A 17,656-nucleotide genomic window follows, 5' to 3' on the forward strand; every position below is an offset into this window, starting at 1 on the left:
GGACGGTTCGACCAGTGGCGGTGGCCGACGGGTCAGTGCAGCTGGGCCTCGATGAGGGCGTCTTCCTCGTCCTCGGCGGTCTGCCGGCGGTCACGGGCCGGTCGGCGCCCCCGTACGCCGTCGGCGTCGGTCTGGTCGTCGGAGGCGAGGAGCAGGTCGCCCGCCGACACGGTCTCGCCGCGCAGCGCCCCGCGCTCCCGGCGCCACAGCAAGATGTAGCCCGCGATCGCGCCGATCGCGAAGATGCACCACTGGAACGCGTACGACAGGTGGGAACCCGGGTCGGTGTCCGGCTTGGGGAGGGCGGCGAGTGCGGTCTCGGGTGCCGGGTCCTCGGTCCGCAGCGCCCCGTACGCGCCGACGGTGCGGCCCTCGGCCCACTCGGCGCCGTCCGGCCCGGCAGCGAGCACCTGCTCGGTCGAGATCGCCTGCACCTGCCCGGGGAGCGCGCCCCGGGCCGACGGCGGCTCGTCCGCCCGCAGCGACGCCACGATCCGCACGTTGCCCGACGGCGGCGCGGGTACCGCGTCCGGGCCGGCCGCATCGCGACCGAGCGGGACGGTGCCACGGTTGATGACGATCACGATGTCCTGCCCGTCGACCCGGGCCTCGAACGGCACCAGCACGTGATAGCCGTTGCGCCCGGCGACGGGCCGGTTGCGCAGCAGCACCGTCGCGTCCGTGACGTACTCGCCCTCGAGCTCGACGCGCTGCCAGATCTCGTCGTCCGGCACGACGGCGCCCGGACCGGCCAGGATCTCGCCCACCGGCACGACCGGCGCCGACCAGTTGGCGTTGACGAGGTCGATCTCTGCGTTGCGGGACTCGGCCCGCTCCCACTGCCAGCGACCCGCCACCAGGCACAGGGCCGCGAGGACCACGGCTGCGACCGCCAGGATCACCCACTGGCGCGTCGTGCGCGGGCCACGGGACTCGTCGGCCCCGGTGCTCGCGACGCCGTCGCTCATGACGCCAGGACGGCCGGCCGTGGCGCCGTCGCTCACGACACCCGGTCCAGCTCGTCCACCGCCACGGTCTGCTTCCAGAACGACCGCGACGCGAGGAACTGCTCGAGGTGCTCACGGTGCTGGTCGCACGCGAGCCATACCTTGCGGCGCTCGGGTGTGTGCAGCTTCGGGTTGTTCCACAGGAGGCCCCACGCCGCCTGCTCGCGGCAGCCCTTGGCGCTGCAGATCAGCTCGCCGTCGGGCACGGGGTCGGGTGCGGGGCCGGAGAGGCCGAGGAGGTCCATCGGAAGTTCCCTCAGTCGTCCACGTGGTCGATGACGCGCCCCGCACCCGGTGCCCGGGCAGCCGGGATGTCGGGGGAGGCGTCGACGTCGGGCAGCTCGGTGAGCGCCGGCGCCGCCGCGGGCGTCACGGGCGAGGTGTCGTGCGTGACCTGGTCCCGCCCGGAGTTCGCGATGAGCACCGCCGAGTACGGCAGCACCACGGCGGCGGCGACGAGCGCCCAGCGGACCCAGCCGTCGACCAGCACCGCGCCGATGATGCACACCACGCGGATGGACATCTGGATCAGGTAGCTGCGTGTGCGGCGTGCCTGGTCCACTGCCAGCGGCACGTGGGCCGAGGTGATGGACGGAACCGGCTCGCTCATCCCGTCAGTCTACGTCCGTGACGTCCCCGCCGTAACGCGCTCCGCCGTCCGCGCGGGCGGCGTGCGTCACAGGTTGTTGTAGGAAACCGACAAGGACCGCTGGATCCCTGTGGCCCGCCGCGCGCGGCGTCCGCTCGACGCGCGGGGTAGCGTCGCAGCGGACCCGGATCGAGCCCGGTACCGGCCGCTGCCCCCAGCCTCGCGCGGCCTCCATGCGAACAGCACCATCACAGCATCGAGGAGTTCAGGTGACCACCATGCCCACTGAGAGCATTTCTGCAGGCCCGACCGGCAGGGTAGTCGTCGTGACGGGCGCCGCCCGTGGCATCGGCCGCGCGATCGCCGAGCGTTTCGTCGCGGACGGCGACCGCGTCGCCACCATCTACCGCGGGGGCGACCTGCCCAAGGGTGTCGAGGCCTATGTGGCGGACATCACCGACACCGCGGCCGTCGACGCCGCGTTCACCGCGATCGAGGCCGACATGGGCCCCGTCGAGGTGCTCGTCGCCAGCGCCGGCGTGACCAAGGACCAGCTCCTCATGCGCATGAGCGACGAGGAGTTCGAGTCGGTCGTCGACGTGAACCTCACGGGGACGTTCCGCTGCGTGCGCCGCGCGTCCAAGGGCATGATCCGGGCTCGGAAGGGGCGCATCGTGCTGATCGGCTCGATCGTCGGCCTGTTCGGCGGTGCCGGCCAGGTCAACTACGCCTCGTCGAAGGCCGCCCTGGTGGGCATGGCCCGCTCGATCAGCCGTGAGCTCGGCACCCGTGGGATCACCGCGAACGTCGTCGCGCCCGGCTACGTCGAGACCGACATGACGGCCGCGCTGTCCGAGGACGTGCGCAAGTTCTACCTCAAGAACATCCCGGCCGGCCGATTCGCCTCGCCGGACGAGGTCGCGGCAGTGGTCTCGTTCGTCGCGTCCGACGCCGCGGGCTACGTCACGGGTGCGGTCATCCCCGTCGACGGTGGTCTCGGGATGGGGCACTGAGCCGTACTCTGGCGCCGCTACCTGCGGTTTTGCCCGAATATATCCAACATTCTGGACATGAAGCACGGCGCGGAGTTTCGTACCACGCCGCAATCCGCATTACGCTCGCACCCAGCGCAGGGGTTGCTTCGGCACGCCTGCGCCCGATCGGAAGGACAACATGGGTCTCCTCGAAGGTAAGAAGCTGCTCGTCACGGGCGTGCTGACGGACTCGTCGATCGCATTCCACGCAGCCCGGCTCGCTCAGGACGAGGGCGCCGAGGTGGTTCTCTCGTCCTTCGGGCGGCAGATGAAGCTCACGCAGGCCTTCGCCAAGCGGCTGCCGGTCGAGGCACCGGTGGTCGAGCTGGACGCGACCAGCCAGGAGAACCTCGACGGTCTGGCCGACGCGATCCGCGCGGAGGGCTTCGACCGGCTCGACGGCGTGGTGCACTCGATCGGGTTCGCCCCGCAGTCCGTCATGGGCGGCAACTTCCTCACGGGCACCTGGGAGGACGTCGCCACCGCGCTGCACGTCTCCACGTTCTCGTACAAGTCGATCGCCGTGGCGGCGAGGGAGCTGATGACGGATGGCGGCGCCGTCGTCGGACTGACGTTCGACGCGCAGTTCGCCTGGCCCGTCTACGACTGGATGGGCGTGGCCAAGGCCGGTCTGGAGTCCGCGAACCGTTACCTGGCGCGCGACCTCGGCCCCGAAGGAATCCGCTGCAACCTCGTCTCGGCAGGGCCGATCCGGACCACCGCCGCCAAGTCCATACCGGGCTTCGCGACGATGGAGGACGCCTGGCCGACCCGAGCCCCGCTCGGCTGGGACCAGACGACCGCGGAGCCGGCGGCACGTGCCGTGTGCGCGCTCCTGTCGGACTGGTTCCCGGCGACCACCGGCGAGATCGTGCACGTCGACGGCGGCGTGCACGCCATGGGTCAATAGACGACATGGGTCAATAGATGGGCAGGAGGCTTTGATGGGCAGAGCGTCGGGCACGGAGCCCACCACGTCGCCGGTGCGGCGGCTGGTGCTGCTCCGGCACGCGAAGGCGGAGCCGCCGTCGGAACTTCCCGACGAGCAGCGCCCGCTCGCGTTGCGTGGCCGGGACCAGGCGGTGAAGGTCGGTGCGGCGCTGGTCGCGTCCGGCCTCGTCCCCGACGCCGTCCTCGTCTCCGGGGCGGTGCGCACCCGTCAGACGTGGGACCTCGCACGCAAGCACCTGGGAGAGCCGCCGGTGGCGTTCACCGACGACCTGCTGGGAGCGATGCCGCGCGGAGTCCTGGCGCTGGTGCGCGAGCTGGACCCCGCCACCCGGACCGTGCTGGTGATCGGTCACGAGCCCGCCATGGCGGGCACCGCCGAGCTGCTGGCCGGACCGGGGTCGGAGGACGGCGCGCTCGCCCAGGTGCGCGTCGGCGTCCCGACGGCGACGTACTCGGTGCTGGAGGCCGACGAGGACTGGGCGAACTGGGACCGCAGGACGGCCCGCCTCACCGAGGTGACCCGCCCCGCCTGACCGAAACCTCGTCAAGCCTGCCCCGTTGAGTGCGGGCTATCTGTGGCCGGAGACGTCTCCGGACCGCAGATAGCCCGCACTCAACGTGTCAGAGGAGTGCCAGGACTCCGTCCAGGCGGCCCTCGATCGAGTGGGGCGCCTGCTCGCGCACCACGGGCTTGGCGTTGAACGCCACGCCGACGCCGGCGATCTCGATCATGCCGAGGTCGTTCGCGCCGTCGCCCACGGCGACGGTGTGCTCCAGCGGGATGTCCAGGGACGCGGCCCACTCGCGCAGCGTCGCGGCCTTGGCCGCACGGTCGATGACGGGGCCCACGGTGCGGCCGGTCAGCACGCCGTCCGCGACCTCCAGGCGGTTGGCGCGGAGCAGGTTGATCCCGAGCTCCTGGGCGACCGGTTCGACGATCTCGGCGAAACCACCGGACACCAGCCCGAACGCCCAGCCCCGGGCCTGACACTCGGCGACCAGCTCACGGGCGCCCGGCGTGAGCTCGACGGCGGCGCGCACCTTGTCCAGCGCGGCGACGGGCACGCCGGCCAGGGTCGCGACACGCTCGCGCAGGGACGCGGCGAAGTCGAGCTCGCCCCGCATCGCCCGCTCGGTCACCGCCGCGACCTCGTCCCGGGTGCCGGCATGTTCGGCGATGAGCTCGATGACCTCCTGGCGGAAGAAGGTCGAGTCCACGTCGGTCACGATGAGTCGCTTCACGGGACCAGTGTGCCGGAGCGGCGCGCTGTTCCGCCGTGCCGTCCACGTGCTGCGCACGACCGGCACCGCGGCCGCCGAGATGGCCGAACGTAGGGATAGCCGCACTCTGAGCGCTCAGAGTGCGGCTACCCCTACGTTCGGCGCCCCGTGCGGCGGGACGTCAGTCGACGATCGTGCCCTTCGGGACCACCGTCAGCCCCGACTCCGTGACCGTGAAGCCGCGCGCCCGGTCCTCGTCCGGGTCCACGCCGATGCGGGCCCGCTCGTTGATGATCACGTTCTTGTCGACGATCGCCCGGTGCACGTGCGCGTACCGGTGCACCTGGACGTCATCCATGAGCACGGAGTTGGACACGTTCGACCACGAGTGCAGGTGCACACCCGGGGAGAGCACGGATCCGGCGGCCTGCGCGCCCGAGATGAGCACGCCCGGCGACACGATCGACTCCGCCGCGTGCCCCATGCGCCCGGGGCCGGCGTGCACGAACTTCGCCGGGGGCAGCCCCGTGTAGCCCGTGTACAGCGGCCAGTCGTAGTTGTAGAGGTTGAAGATCGGGTGCACGGCGATGAGGTCGGTGTGCGCGTCGTAGAACGAGTCGATCGTCCCGACGTCGCGCCAGTACCCGCGGTCGCGCTCGGTCGAGCCCGGCACGTCGTTGCGGATGAAGTCGTACACGCCGGCCTCGCCGTCGGCCACGAAGGCCGGGATGATGTCGCCGCCCATGTCGTGCCGCGAGTCGGGGTTGGCAGCGTCCTTGGTGACGGCCTCGACCAGCGCGTCGGCGTCGAACACGTAGTTGCCCATCGAGGCGAGGATCTCGCCGGGGGAGTCGGGCAGGCCCGTGGGCTCCGTGGGCTTCTCCAGGAACTCGCGGATCTTCGTCGGGTCAGCGGGGTCGACGTCGATGACGCCGAACTGGTCGGCCATGCCGATCGGCTGCCGGATCGCGGCGACCGTCGCCCGCGCACCCGAGTCGATGTGCGCGTCCACCATCTGGGAGAAGTCCATGCGGTAGACGTGGTCGGCGCCGACCACGACGACGATGTCGGGCCGCTCGTCGTCGATGATGTTGAGGCACTGGTAGATCGCGTCGGCGCTGCCGAGATACCAGTGCTTGCCCACGCGCTGCTGCGCGGGGACGGGCGCCACGAAGTTGCCCAGCAGGGGCGACATGCGCCATGTCTTGGAGATGTGACGGTCCAGCGAGTGGGACTTGTACTGCGTCAGCACGACGACGTGCAGATAGCGCGAGTTGACGATGTTGGACAGAGCGAAATCCACCAGGCGGTAGATGCCGCCGAAGGGCACTGCGGGCTTGGCGCGGGCGGCGGTCAGCGGCATCAGCCGCTTTCCCTCGCCGCCGGCGAGGACGATCGCAAGGACGCGGGGGGCGGAAGCCATACGGGTGACATTAAGCCCTTTTGGCCTGGTCCGTCAGGTGACGCGCGGTGAGTTCACGCACGCTAGGTTGGCAGGGTGCCCGACGTCGCCGCAGCCCCAGGCTTTGCCCCCCGCTCACTTCCCGCTCCCGCGCCCCGTACCGGAGGTCGACCCGACGGCGGCCTCCGGGTCGACCTGCTGGCCCGCGAGTTCCCGCCCCACGTCTACGGCGGTGCGGGCGTCCACGTCGCCGAGCTGGCCGCAGTCCTGGCGCAGCACGCCGACGTGCGGGTGCGCTGCTTCGACGGTCCCCGGGACGCCGCGACGGAGGCGTCCGGCGTCACCGGCTACGTCACCCCGAAGGCGCTCGCGGGCGCGAACGCCGCGCTGGCCACCCTGGGCACGGACCTCGTCATGGCCGACGACGTCGCGGGCGCCGACCTGGTCCACTCGCACACCTGGTACGCCAACATGGCCGGCCACCTGGGCGGGCTGCTCCACGGCGTGCCGCACGTGGTCACCGCACACTCCCTGGAGCCGTTGCGGCCCTGGAAGGCGGAGCAGCTCGGCGGCGGGTACGCGCTGTCGTCGTGGGCCGAACGCACCGCCTACCTCGGCGCGGCCGGCGTCATCGCGGTGTCGGCGGGCATGCGGGCGGACATCCTGCGTGTCTACCCCGAGCTCGACCCGGAGCGCGTGCACGTGGTGCACAACGGCATCGACCTGTCGGGCTGGCGGCGCCCCGACCCCGACGACGCGGCGGCGCAGGCCGCGGCGGCCGCCACCGTACGCCGGTACGGGATCGACCCGGACCGGCCGGCGGTCGTGTTCGTCGGCCGGATCACCCGGCAGAAGGGCCTGCCGTACCTGCTGCGGGCGGCCGCCGAGCTGCCGCCGGAGGTGCAGCTCGTGCTGTGCGCCGGTGTGCCGGACACGCCGGAGATCATGGCCGAGGTGGTGGCCCTCACGGAGCGCCTGCGCGAGTCCCGGACCGGCGTCGTCTGGATCGAGGAGATGCTCCCGCGGCCCGACCTCGTGGCAGTCCTCGCGGCCTGCACGGTCTTCGTCTGCCCGAGCGTCTACGAGCCGCTCGGCATCGTGAACCTCGAGGCCATGGCCGTGGGCCTGCCCGTGGTCGGCACGGCCACCGGTGGCATCCCCGAGGTGGTCGACGACGGCGTGACGGGCCTGCTGGTCCCCATCGAGCAGGCCGACGACGGGACGGGCACGCCGCTGGACCCGGACCGGTTCGTCGCCGACCTGGCGGCCGCGCTGACCCGGGTAGCGACCGACCCGGAGGGCGCAGCCGCGATGGGTGCCGCGGGGCGGCGTCGGGCCGAGGAGCGCTTCACCTGGGCGGCGATCGGCGACCGCACGATGGAGGTCTACCGGCAGGTGCTCGCGCAGGCCTGAGGGCCGTGGTGGACCTCGCCTGACAGGTCTGGTCGGCCTGGCGGCCAGGGGAGGGCGGCCTGGCATCAGAGGGCGGCCAGGAACGCCCTCCGGTCCGCTCGGGTCCGGAGGCGGTGGTACGCCAGGTGCGCGTACTCCGGGTCCGACGCCGCCGCCGCGTACCTGACGCGCTTGTCCTCGTACGTGGTCCAGGCCCAGCGGATCACGGAGTCGTGCGCGAAGAGCGCGTCCCAGGGCTCGCGGTTCCCGTTCCACAGCTCCACCCGGCTCGCCGTCCGGCGGATCGTCCGCGTCACGAGGCGGCGCATCACGGTCGCACGCGACGGGTCCACGAAGACGAACGTGTCGGCCCGCTCCCGGATCAGGTCGGCGGCGCCCACCCCCGAGTAGTTCCCGTCGATCACCCAGGCGTCCTGGCCGACGGCGGACCCGACGTCGGCCAGGAACTCCTCGCGCGGCGTCCAGCCGGGGCCCCAGTAGAGCGCGTCGAGCTCGGTGTGCGGCAGGCCGAGCCGTCGGGCGAGCTCGCGGGCGAGCGTCGTCTTGCCCGACCCCGACGTGCCGACCACCCACACCCGCTGCACGGCGTCAGCGCACCTCGCCGTAGGTCGCCGCGCTCATCGCGTGCCGGGCCGTGCGGTCCACCTCGCGCAGTGCCGTCGACCGCTGGTCGACCTGGAAGACGTTCACCGCGCCGCCGTCGTCCACGGTGCCGAGTGCCACGATCGCCCGCAGGCGGTTGGCCAGGTCCAGCACGCGGGCGCGGCGGCCGTCCAGGTGCGGCACCGGCCAGGACGACGTGCTGGCGGACCGGATGCGCTCGATGGCGTCGGCGGCGTCGTCGCGCCAGCGGGCGACGTCGAGCTGGTCCAGGGCGTCGGTGGCGGTCATCAGGCTCGTGCGGAGCTCGCGCTCGGCGTCGGCGACCGAGCCGATGGCGCCGAGCACCAGCGTCGTCCACGCGGGCACCTCGAGCACCCGCCACGACACCATGTGCCCGGGTTCGATGTGGCTGCCGAAGGCCTGGACCCGTGGGACCGCCGCCCAGCTCCCGGCGGGCGTCGTGACCACCACGCACTCGCCCGCCTCCGTGGCCTCGAGGTTGGCGGCCGCCGGCACCCCCGCCGGATCACCCGGCGCGGGCAGGAGCGCGCACACCTCGCGCGGCCCCGTCGTCCAGGCCGTGAAGAGGGTGCCGAGGTCGGTTCCGTCGGCAAAGCCGGGCAACCCCTCCACGGTGTGCGGCTCGTCGTCGCCCACCACGGACTTCACAGCGTCCGAGGTGTCGCCTATGCCCTGCAGCCACAGGGCGAGCAGCACGCTCCGTGGGAGGTCCTGATCGGTGTCCACCGCAGCACTGTAAATGACTCCTCCTCGGGTAGTGTCGGGTCCCATGAGTTCCGTTCTCCACCTTGCGGGCGTCACCGTCCGACGCGGCACCTCGACCATCCTCGATTCCGTGGACTGGCAGGTGAACGAGGGAGAACGGTGGATCGTGCTCGGCCCCAACGGCGCCGGCAAGACAACTCTCCTCCAGATTGTCGCAGCACGCCTCCACCCGACGTCGGGCACGGCCACCGTGCTCGACTCGACCCTCGGCAAGGTCGACGTGTTCGAGCTGCGTCCCCGGATCGGCCTCTCGAGCGCGGCGCTCGCCGAGCGCCTGCCGACGGCGGAGACGGTGCGCGACGTCGTGCTGACCGCCGCCTACGGCGTCACCGGCCGCTGGCGCGAGACCTACGACGAGCTCGACGAGCAGCGCGCCAAGGATCTGCTGGCGGCCTTCGACGTCGACCACCTCGCCGACCGCACCTACGGCACCCTCTCCGAGGGCGAGCGCAAGCGCGTGCAGATCGCCCGCGCCCTCATGACCGACCCGGAGCTGCTGCTGCTCGACGAGCCGGGTGCGGGCCTCGACCTGGGCGGCCGCGAGGAGCTGGTCGCGGCGCTGTCCGGGCTCGCGAACGACCCCGCCTCGCCGGTCCTGGTGCACGTGACGCACCACGTCGAGGAGATCCCGCCGGGCTTCACGCACCTGCTGCTGATGAAGCAGGCGGGCATCCAGGCCGCCGGACCGATCGAGGAGGTCCTCACCGCGGACAACCTCTCGGCAGCATTCGGTATCCCGCTCATCGTGGCGCACGGCGGCGGGCGCTGGCTCGCTCGCGCCGCCCGCTGACCCGACGTCCATCGGCGCGCCGGCAACATGCGCGCACGTTGCCGAACCTGAAATACGCGGCACATTAAAGAGACCAAGTTGAAACACCGATCTCGCTACCGCAGTGTCAGTGGACCTTGGTAAAGTCCGGGCAAAGGTCCGAGGTGGCGGTAGATTCACCGCGAGGACCCGTCGACGGAGAGGTTCCGTCGGCGACCGGTCGCCAGCCGGAGTGGACGCTCGGAGGGAGCACCCATGGCCTGGTTGTGGTGGGTAGGCGCAGCGCTGATATTCGCGTTGATCGAACTGCTGTCACTGGATTTCGTCTTCATCATGTTTGCGGGTGGCGCGCTGGCCGCAGGCGTGGCGAACGCAGCCGGCGCCCCGTTGTGGGTTCAGGCGATCGTCTTCGTGGTGGCATCCGTGGTGCTGCTGGTGACGCTGCGACCCACGCTCATCCGCCATCTGCGCAACAACACGCCGAAGGCGCCCACCAACGCCGAGGCGAACGTGGGGCGTACGGCGTCGGTGGTCCAGGAGGTCAGCACCGCGTCGGGGCTGATCAAGCTGAGCGGAGAGGTGTGGAGCGCACGGGCCGTACCCGGCTCGCCTCTGCTGCCCGCCGGCACTAGCGTTCGTGTGGTCCAGATCGACGGCGCGACCGCCGTCGTCGAACCGGCATAGCAGCCTGGCGCCTGGGCGTGACTCGTGGAGCAGTCCCGGCGTGAAGCAGTCCCAGTCAGAAGCTTGAATTCGTCCGTGCGGGCCAAGGTGCCCGCGTAAGGAGACGTCGTGGAGTCATTCGGGCAAGTCCTGCTCTATCTGATCATTGCCCTGGTCGTGATCGTCGGCATCGTCGCGGTGATCCGCGCGGTGCGGATCGTCCCTCAGTCGGTGGCGCTCGTCGTCGAGCGCCTCGGTCGGTACTCGAAGACGCTCGACCCCGGCCTGCACGTGCTGGTGCCGTTCGTCGACCGGGTCCGAGCCGGTGTGGACCTGCGTGAGCAGGTCGTGTCGTTCCCGCCGCAGCCGGTGATCACCAGCGACAACCTGGTGGTCGAGATCGACACCGTCATCTACTTCCAGGTGACGGACGCCAAGTCCGCCGTCTACGAGATCGCCAACTACATCACGGCGATCGAGCAGCTGACCGTCACGACTCTGCGTAACGTCATCGGTTCGATGGACCTGGAGCAGACGCTCACCAGCCGTGACCAGATCAACGGCCAGCTCCGTGGTGTGCTGGACGAGGCCACCGGGCGCTGGGGCATCCGCGTCAACCGTGTCGAGCTCAAGTCGATCGAGCCGCCGCCCTCCATCCAGGGCGCGATGGAGCAGCAGATGCGCGCCGAGCGTGACCGCCGTGCCGCGATCCTGACCGCGGAGGGCATCAAGCAGTCCGCGATCCTCACCGCCGAGGGTGAGAAGCAGTCGGCGATCCTGACGGCCGAGGGTGACGCGCAGTCACAGATCCTGCGGGCCGAGGGTGAGTCGCGCGCGATCATCCAGGTCTTCGAGGCCATCCACCGCGGCAACGCCGACTCGAAGCTGCTGGCCTACCAGTACCTGCAGATGCTGCCGCAGATCGCGAAGGGCGACTCGAACACGACGTGGGTCATCCCCACGGAGTTCACCGCCGCACTGGGCAGCATCGCCAAGGGCTTCGGCGGCACGCCCGGCACGCCGGGCATCCCGGACGACAGCCCGCACGACGACGGCCCCTCGAGCGGCGGACCGCGCACGTCGGTCCTCGACAAGCCGCTGCTGCAGGACCCGGGCGAGGCTCTCGCCGAGGCGCAGCGCCAGGCGGAGGCCGCCGTGGCCGACGCGACGAGCGCGGGCACCCGGTCGGGCGAGCCGTTCGACCCGGGCCACGAGCGCGGGCAGCGGCCGGGCGGTGGCTCGACGCCGCCCCCGCCGGTGCCCCCGGCACCGCCGGCCGGCTGAGCCGGCCGCCCGCCGTAGCACCAGGGCGAGGTAGAACCGCAGCGAGATAGAACGAGGGTCGGAGCACTGATCGGTGCTCCGACCCTCGTTCTGTTGTGCCCTGGTCTTCTCGGGAATCCGCTCTGCGGATAAGAAGTTGCGGAGTGAGTGCTCACTCATTTACGGTCGCGGTATGGACATCGCACGACGGCGGGCAGCGCCGATGGCGCCGGAGGACCGCAAGGCGGCAATCATCGACTCGGTGCTCCCACTGGTCGGGGAGCGGGGGAACGACGTCACCTCGCGCGAGCTGGCGCAGGCCGCCGGTGTCGCGGAGGGCACCCTGTTCCGGGCGTTCGGCGACAAGACGGCGCTGGTCGGGGCCGTAGCGGTCGAAGGGCTGCACCGCGCGGCCGGGCCGGAGCAGACGCTGGCCGAGCTCACGGCGATCGACCCGGACCTCCCGCTGGAGCGGCGGCTGGCCCTCGTGATCGAGGCCGGCCGCGACCGGATGGCGGAGGTCATGCGGTGGATGTCGGTGCTGCGGCACCTGCGCGTCGCCATGCCCCCGGTGGACGACGACGCGACGCGAGAGCGCATGAGCGCGTTCCGCGACGAGCTCATGGCCCAGCGCGCGAGCCAGCACGAGGCCACCGTCGAGGGCATCACCGCGGTACTGGCGCCCGACCTGCACCGCCTGCGGGTGCCCGTCGAGGTCGCGATCTCGCTCGTGGAGTCAGCGATCGCGGGCACGCACTCCCGGTTCGACGACCTGTTCCCGGCGGTCCCCGCCGACGTGCTGGCCGACGCCCTCGTGAACGGGCTGGCCAACACCCTCACGGACGACCTCGCCAACACCCTGGTGGACGAGATCGCCGGCCACGAGATCGACGGCACCGGGAAAAAGCCTGGCCCCGACCGTCCGGATGCTGCAACCTCCAGTACCGCGGCGCCCAGCGCACCAACCCCTGGTTCTCCAACCCCCCGCCCCGAAGGGAACTCCCTGTAATGCTTGTCACGCTTGCCCGGAAATACTTGGGCCCGTACCGCTGGGCGGTGGTCGCGGTGCTCGTCCTGCAGCTGGTGCAGACGCTCGCGGCGCTCTACCTGCCCAGTCTGAACGCGGACATCATCGACGACGGCGTGGTGGCCGGCGACATCGGCCACATCTGGCGCACCGGCGGCTGGATGCTCGTCGTGTCGCTGGGCCAGGTCGCCGCCTCCGTGGTCGCCGTCTACTTCGGCGCGCAGGTCGCCACGGCCTTCGGCCGGGACATCCGCCGTGACCTGTTCCACACCGTGCAGACGTACTCGGCGCGGGAGATGGCGCAGTTCGGAGCGCCGACCCTGATCACGCGCGGCACCAACGACGTGCAGCAGGTCCAGATGACGGTGCTCATGACGTTCACCATCATGGTGATGGCGCCGATCATGCTGGTGGGCGGCGTGATCCTGGCGCTGGCCGAGGACGTCACGATGTCCGGCCTCCTGCTGGTCATCGTGCCGGTGCTGGCGGCCACGGCGGGCGTCATCGTGTGGCGCATGGTGCCGCACTTCCGGCGCATGCAGAAGCGCATCGACGCCATCAACAGCGTGCTCCGCGAGCAGATCACCGGCCTGCGGGTGGTCCGAGCGTTCGTGCGCGAGCACCGCGAGAAGGAGCGCTTCGGCACGGTGAACGAGGAGCTGTTCGACACCTCGCTGCGCGCCGGGCGCCTGATGGCGCTCACGTTCCCCGTGGTCATGCTCATCATGAACATGTCGTCGGTGGCGGTGCTGTGGTTCGGGGCGCGTGAGATCGAGGCGGGCGGCCTGCAGATCGGCTCCCTGACTGCGTTCCTCAGCTACCTCATGTACATCCTCATGGCCGTGATGATGTCGACGATGATCTTCATGATGATCCCGCGTGCCGCCGTCGCGGCCGAGCGGATCGGGGAGGTCCTGGAGACCACGTCGTCGGTCGTCGACCCGGAGTCGCCCGTGGAGCTGTCGGGTGTCTCGACAAGCTCGACCGACGGAGGAGGCCCGCGCGGTCGGGTCACCTTCGAGGACGTCGAGTTCGGTTACCCGGGCGCGGAGGCGCCGGTGCTGCACGACCTGACGTTCGCGGCCGAGCCGGGCCAGATCACCGCCATCATCGGCTCCACGGGGTCCGGCAAGTCGACGCTGCTCAACCTGGTGCCGCGGCTGTTCGACGCGACAGCCGGCACGGTCCGCATCGACGGGATCGACGTGCGCGACGTGACGCAGCGCGACCTGGGCTCGCTCATGGGGCTGGTGCCGCAGAAGGCGTTCCTGTTCAGCGGGACGGTCGCGGACAACCTCCGGTACGGCAAGCCCGACGCCTCCGAGGAGGAGATGTGGGCGGCGCTCGAGGTGGCGCAGGCGCGCGACTTCGTCGAGGCGCTGCCGGAGGGCCTGGAGGCGGTGGTCGCGCAGGGCGGCGCCACGTTCTCCGGCGGACAGCGGCAACGGCTGGCCATCGCCCGGGCGGTGATCCGCAAGCCGCGGATCTACCTGTTCGACGACAGCTTCTCCGCGCTCGACTACGCCACCGACGCGCGGCTGCGGGCGGCCCTGCGGCCACAGACCCGTGACGCGACGGTGATCGTCGTCGCGCAGCGGGTGGCGACCATCCGCGACGCCGAGCAGATCCTGGTGCTCGACCAGGGCCGCATCGTCGGCCGGGGCACGCACGCGGAGCTGCTGGCCGAGAACCCGACGTACCAGGAGATCGTGACGTCCCAGATGAGCCTGGAGGAGGCCGCATGATCGACGATGGCGGAGCCTCGATCGTGCGGGCCGACCGGGTGCGGGTGTCCCGCATGACACAGGAGGAGGCAGCGTGAGCGCGCAGGACAAGCCCGAGGGCGCGACAACGGGTGCGACGGGTGGCGCGGCGCCGGCGGGCACGGCCGGTCCGGCCACCGCGCCGGCGGCGCCGCCCCGCGGTCCGGCCGGCGGGCCCGGCCGTGGTCCGGGGCCGATGGGTGGCATGGGCATGCCCGTGGAGAAGCCGATGGACTTCAAGGGCTCGCTGCGCCGGTTCGCCGGCTCGCTGCGGCCCGAGCGGCTGAACGTCGTGATCCTCATGGTGCTGGGCATCGGCTCGGTGGCGCTCACCGTGCTGGGGCCAAAGCTGCTCGGTGACGCGACGAACGTGATCTTCGCGGGCTTCGTGGGCGCACAGCTGCCGTCGGGCGGGACCACCGAGCAGGCGATCGAGGCGCTCCGCGCGCAGGGTCAGGATCAGATGGCCGACCTGCTCTCCGGCGTGCCGGGCGTGGTGCCCGGGCAGGGCATCGATTTCACGCTGCTCATGCAGACCCTCAGCTGGGTCGTGGCGGCCTACGTCGGAGCGTTCCTGTTCGGGTGGCTGCAGGCGCGTATCACCACCGGCGTCGTGCAGCGGACCATGCGGAACCTGCGCGACGAGGTGGAGGCGAAGCTGCACCGCATCCCCCTGTCCTACGTCGATGCCAAGCAGCGCGGCGAGATCCTGTCGCGCGTCACCAACGACATCGACAACGTGGCCCAGACGACCACACAGACCCTCGCGCAGCTGGTGACGGCCGCGCTCACCGTGGTCGGCGTGCTGGGCATGATGTTCTGGATCTCGCCGGTGCTGGCGCTCGTGGCGCTGGTGACGGTGCCGCTGTCCGTGATCATGACCATGCAGATCGCCAAGCGCAGCCAGCCGCAGTTCATCGAGCAGTGGGCGGCCACCGGACGGCTCAACGCGCACATCGAGGAGTCGTTCACCGGCCACGCGCTCGTGAAGGTCTACGGGCACCAGGAGACCACCGCCGAGGCGTTCGCCAAGGAGAACGCGGCGCTGTACGGGGCGAGCTTCAAGGCGCAGTTCATCTCGGGCACCATCCAGCCCGCCATGGGCTTCCTCGCGAACCTGAACTACGTGATCGTCGCGGTGATCGGGGGGCTCCGCGTGGCGTCGGGCACGCTGTCGCTGGGTGACGTGCAGGCGTTCATCCAGTACTCACGCCAGTTCACGCAGCCACTCACACAGGTCGCCTCGATGATGAACCTGCTGCAGTCCGGCGTCGCCTCCGCGGAGCGGGTGTTCGACCTCCTGGACGCGCCCGAGCAGTCGGCCGACCCGGAGGAGTCGCAGAAGGTGGAGCCGGTGCGCGGGCGGGTCGCGTTCGAGGACGTCACGTTCTCGTACACGCCCGACCAGCAGCTCATCACCGGGCTCAACCTGGTCGCGGAGCCGGGCCAGACCATCGCCATCGTCGGCCCCACGGGCGCCGGCAAGACGACGCTGGTCAACCTCCTGATGCGGTTCTACGAGGTGGACGGCGGGCGCATCACGCTGGACGGTGTCGACACGCGCGACATGTCGCGCGACGACCTGCGCTCGTCGGTCGGGATGGTGCTGCAGGACACCTGGCTCTTCAAGGGCACCATCGAGGAGAACCTGCGCTACGGCGTGCCCGATGGTGTGACCGTGGGTGAGGAGGAGTTCCTCGCCGCCACCCGGGCCACCCACGTGGACCCGTTCGTGCGGACCCTGCCCGACGGCTACGACACCGTCGTGGACGAGGAGGGCTCGTCGGTCTCGGCCGGCGAGAAGCAGCTGCTCACGCTCGCGCGGGCCTTCCTCGCCGACCCGGCGATCCTGGTGCTCGACGAGGCGACCTCGTCGGTGGACACCCGCACCGAGGTGCTCGTGCAGGAGGCGATGAACCGCTTGCGCAAGGACCGGACGTCGTTCGTCATCGCGCACCGCCTCTCCACGATCCGCGACGCCGACGTGATCCTCGTGATGGAGCACGGCGACATCGTGGAGCAGGGCTCGCACGAGGACCTGCTCGCGGCCGACGGCGCTTACGCGCGGCTGTACGCGAGCCAGTTCGCGGCCCCGGTCGTGGAGGAGCCGACGATGCCGTGACCGGTGCCCGGCTGCTTGAGCCCAGGGGGTGACCCTGGGTCTGCGGGGTGGGTAGCTCTGGGTAGACATCGTCTACTCGGAGCAACCCACCCCGCAGACGTACGTCCTCCCCGGGGCGTGGTGTCCACCGTTTCGTCGGCCGTGGGGCATTTCGTTGACCGCGAGGCCATATCGTGTTTCGATAATATCGAGAAACGATATGGTGACGAGGACGGGGTGACGACGACGATGATCAAGCGACTCAACGACTACCGACAGAACTTCGAGGTGATGGCGCTCGCGGGCGGCCTGGGGGTCCTCGCCGGCCTCGGGTTCATCGTTCGTGACCTGGTGCGGATACTGCCCAACCGGGACGTCCCGGTCCCTGTAGATCTTGCGGACGTGCCACACGAGGTGCTGCTGGGTGGCACTGCCGCAGCGCAGGCGACGGAGGCGGTGATCCGGGTGTCCGAGCTGGGACCGGTGCCGTACACGGCCGTGCTCACCGCTGCGCTGCTGCCGACGCTGGTGCTGATGCTGGTGGCCGTGTGCTTCGCCGTGCTCGGCAGGTCGTTCGCGAGCGGCGACTTCTTCGCGCCGGGCGGCCTGCGGGCGATGAAGGTCACGTCGATCACGCTCGTGTTCGGCTCCGTGGTGATCCCGACCCTGCAGGTGATGGCCGCGAACAGCGCCCTGGCGAGTGTCGGCGTCCACTTCGGCCAGAGGATGGGCACCGACTGGGTGCTGTTCGCAGCGGGCATACTCCTCGGCACCGTCTGGTATGCGTTCCGGCGTGGCGCTCGCCTGGAGCGGGACACCGAGGGCCTCGTCTGATGCCGACCGAGGACGACGGCCGCGTCCACTGCCGGCTCGACGAGCTGCTCGCGGAGCGCGGTATGACGCTGGCGCGGCTGGCGGAGCTGGTCGGGGTCACGGTGGTGAACCTGTCGGTGCTCAAGAACGACCGCGCCCGGGCGATCCGGTTCTCCACTCTGACGGCGATCTGCGACGTCCTCCAGTGCGAGGTGGGTGACCTGCTCGTGGTGACGCCACGGCAGTGACTC

At 70.9% G+C, this 17,656-nt stretch carries 19 protein-coding genes; 12 read left to right on the plus strand and 7 right to left on the minus strand.

What is annotated here, in order from left to right:
- Nucleotides 1-32 precede the first annotated feature (32 nt).
- From LUU90_RS14555 to LUU90_RS14565, 3 genes are read right to left on the minus strand one after another with little or no spacing between them, the layout of a single operon-like run.
- Entirely contained in the window at nt 33-1,004 is a 972-nt protein-coding gene (locus LUU90_RS14555; RefSeq protein WP_275004154.1) for an SURF1 family protein, read from the minus strand.
- On the minus strand, nt 1,001-1,252 hold the full coding sequence (locus tag LUU90_RS14560; RefSeq protein WP_275004155.1) for a hypothetical protein: 252 nt from the start codon (nt 1,250-1,252) through the stop codon (nt 1,001-1,003). The genes LUU90_RS14555 and LUU90_RS14560 overlap by 4 nt, the downstream gene beginning before the upstream one ends.
- 11 nt (nt 1,253-1,263) lie before the next feature.
- On the minus strand, nt 1,264-1,617 hold the full coding sequence (locus tag LUU90_RS14565; RefSeq protein ID WP_275004156.1) for a DUF3099 domain-containing protein: 354 nt from the start codon (nt 1,615-1,617) through the stop codon (nt 1,264-1,266).
- Between the two features lie 257 nt (nt 1,618-1,874).
- Here LUU90_RS14565 and fabG point away from each other — a divergent pair, with 257 nt between their 5' ends.
- From fabG to LUU90_RS14580, 3 genes are all read left to right on the plus strand, one after another.
- Nucleotides 1,875-2,609 (plus strand): 3-oxoacyl-ACP reductase FabG, encoded by a 735-nt coding sequence (fabG, locus tag LUU90_RS14570; protein ID WP_275004157.1) that lies wholly within the window; start codon nt 1,875-1,877, stop codon nt 2,607-2,609.
- A 160-nt stretch (nt 2,610-2,769) separates the two neighbouring features.
- Nucleotides 2,770-3,540 (plus strand): enoyl-ACP reductase FabI, encoded by a 771-nt coding sequence (gene fabI, locus LUU90_RS14575; RefSeq protein WP_275004158.1) that lies wholly within the window; start codon nt 2,770-2,772, stop codon nt 3,538-3,540.
- A 34-nt stretch (nt 3,541-3,574) separates the two neighbouring features.
- On the plus strand, nt 3,575-4,114 hold the full coding sequence (locus LUU90_RS14580) for a SixA phosphatase family protein (protein WP_275004159.1): 540 nt from the start codon (nt 3,575-3,577) through the stop codon (nt 4,112-4,114).
- Nucleotides 4,115-4,202: 88 nt separating this feature from the next.
- On the opposite strand, the gene serB is transcribed toward LUU90_RS14580, so the two are convergent.
- Together serB and glgC are read right to left on the minus strand one after the other, a co-directional pair.
- The gene (gene serB, locus LUU90_RS14585; protein WP_275004160.1) at nt 4,203-4,823 is read right to left on the minus strand and encodes a phosphoserine phosphatase SerB; all 621 of its coding nucleotides are present in this window, start codon (nt 4,821-4,823) and stop codon (nt 4,203-4,205) included.
- A 160-nt stretch (nt 4,824-4,983) separates the two neighbouring features.
- Nucleotides 4,984-6,225, minus strand: coding sequence for a glucose-1-phosphate adenylyltransferase (gene glgC / locus LUU90_RS14590; RefSeq protein WP_275004161.1), 1,242 nt, complete (start codon nt 6,223-6,225; stop codon nt 4,984-4,986).
- A 174-nt stretch (nt 6,226-6,399) separates the two neighbouring features.
- Between glgC and glgA the strand changes: the two genes are divergently transcribed.
- Nucleotides 6,400-7,617, plus strand: a complete 1,218-nt coding sequence (gene glgA / locus LUU90_RS14595; RefSeq protein WP_275004450.1) for a glycogen synthase — start codon at nt 6,400-6,402, stop codon at nt 7,615-7,617.
- A gap of 65 nt (nt 7,618-7,682) precedes the next feature.
- On the opposite strand, the gene LUU90_RS14600 is transcribed toward glgA, so the two are convergent.
- Both LUU90_RS14600 and LUU90_RS14605 read right to left on the minus strand, forming a co-directional pair.
- Complete coding sequence (locus tag LUU90_RS14600) at nt 7,683-8,201, minus strand: hypothetical protein (RefSeq protein ID WP_275004162.1); 519 nt, start codon at nt 8,199-8,201, stop codon at nt 7,683-7,685.
- A gap of 4 nt (nt 8,202-8,205) precedes the next feature.
- On the minus strand, nt 8,206-8,967 hold the full coding sequence (locus tag LUU90_RS14605; protein WP_275004163.1) for a hypothetical protein: 762 nt from the start codon (nt 8,965-8,967) through the stop codon (nt 8,206-8,208).
- 43 nt (nt 8,968-9,010) lie between these two features.
- Here LUU90_RS14605 and LUU90_RS14610 point away from each other — a divergent pair, with 43 nt between their 5' ends.
- The 8 genes from LUU90_RS14610 to LUU90_RS14645 all read left to right on the plus strand — a co-directional run bounded on the left by LUU90_RS14610 (nt 9,011) and on the right by LUU90_RS14645 (nt 17,653).
- Nucleotides 9,011-9,796 carry an ABC transporter ATP-binding protein gene (locus LUU90_RS14610; RefSeq protein ID WP_275004164.1) on the plus strand — a complete coding sequence of 262 codons (786 nt, stop codon included), beginning with the start codon at nt 9,011-9,013 and terminating at the stop codon, nt 9,794-9,796.
- A gap of 234 nt (nt 9,797-10,030) precedes the next feature.
- Nucleotides 10,031-10,459 (plus strand): NfeD family protein, encoded by a 429-nt coding sequence (locus tag LUU90_RS14615; RefSeq protein WP_275004165.1) that lies wholly within the window; start codon nt 10,031-10,033, stop codon nt 10,457-10,459.
- Nucleotides 10,460-10,567: 108 nt separating this feature from the next.
- Nucleotides 10,568-11,722, plus strand: coding sequence for an SPFH domain-containing protein (locus tag LUU90_RS14620; protein WP_275004166.1), 1,155 nt, complete (start codon nt 10,568-10,570; stop codon nt 11,720-11,722).
- Nucleotides 11,723-11,894: 172 nt separating this feature from the next.
- The gene (locus LUU90_RS14625) at nt 11,895-12,710 is read left to right on the plus strand and encodes a TetR/AcrR family transcriptional regulator (RefSeq protein ID WP_275004167.1); all 816 of its coding nucleotides are present in this window, start codon (nt 11,895-11,897) and stop codon (nt 12,708-12,710) included.
- Entirely contained in the window at nt 12,710-14,473 is a 1,764-nt protein-coding gene (locus tag LUU90_RS14630; protein ID WP_275004168.1) for an ABC transporter ATP-binding protein, read from the plus strand. Before LUU90_RS14625 ends, LUU90_RS14630 begins: the two co-directional genes overlap by 1 nt.
- Nucleotides 14,474-14,546: 73 nt before the next feature.
- Nucleotides 14,547-16,613 carry an ABC transporter ATP-binding protein gene (locus tag LUU90_RS14635; RefSeq protein WP_425596234.1) on the plus strand — a complete coding sequence of 689 codons (2,067 nt, stop codon included), beginning with the start codon at nt 14,547-14,549 and terminating at the stop codon, nt 16,611-16,613.
- Nucleotides 16,614-16,829: 216 nt separating this feature from the next.
- The gene (locus LUU90_RS14640) at nt 16,830-17,426 is read left to right on the plus strand and encodes a hypothetical protein (RefSeq protein ID WP_275004169.1); all 597 of its coding nucleotides are present in this window, start codon (nt 16,830-16,832) and stop codon (nt 17,424-17,426) included.
- Nucleotides 17,426-17,653, plus strand: coding sequence for a helix-turn-helix domain-containing protein (locus LUU90_RS14645; RefSeq protein ID WP_275004170.1), 228 nt, complete (start codon nt 17,426-17,428; stop codon nt 17,651-17,653). Before LUU90_RS14640 ends, LUU90_RS14645 begins: the two co-directional genes overlap by 1 nt.
- Nucleotides 17,654-17,656 lie beyond the last annotated feature (3 nt).

The sequence above is a fragment of the Promicromonospora iranensis genome, from assembly GCF_028994775.1.
Classification (GTDB): Bacteria; Actinomycetota; Actinomycetes; order Actinomycetales; family Cellulomonadaceae; genus Promicromonospora; species Promicromonospora iranensis_A.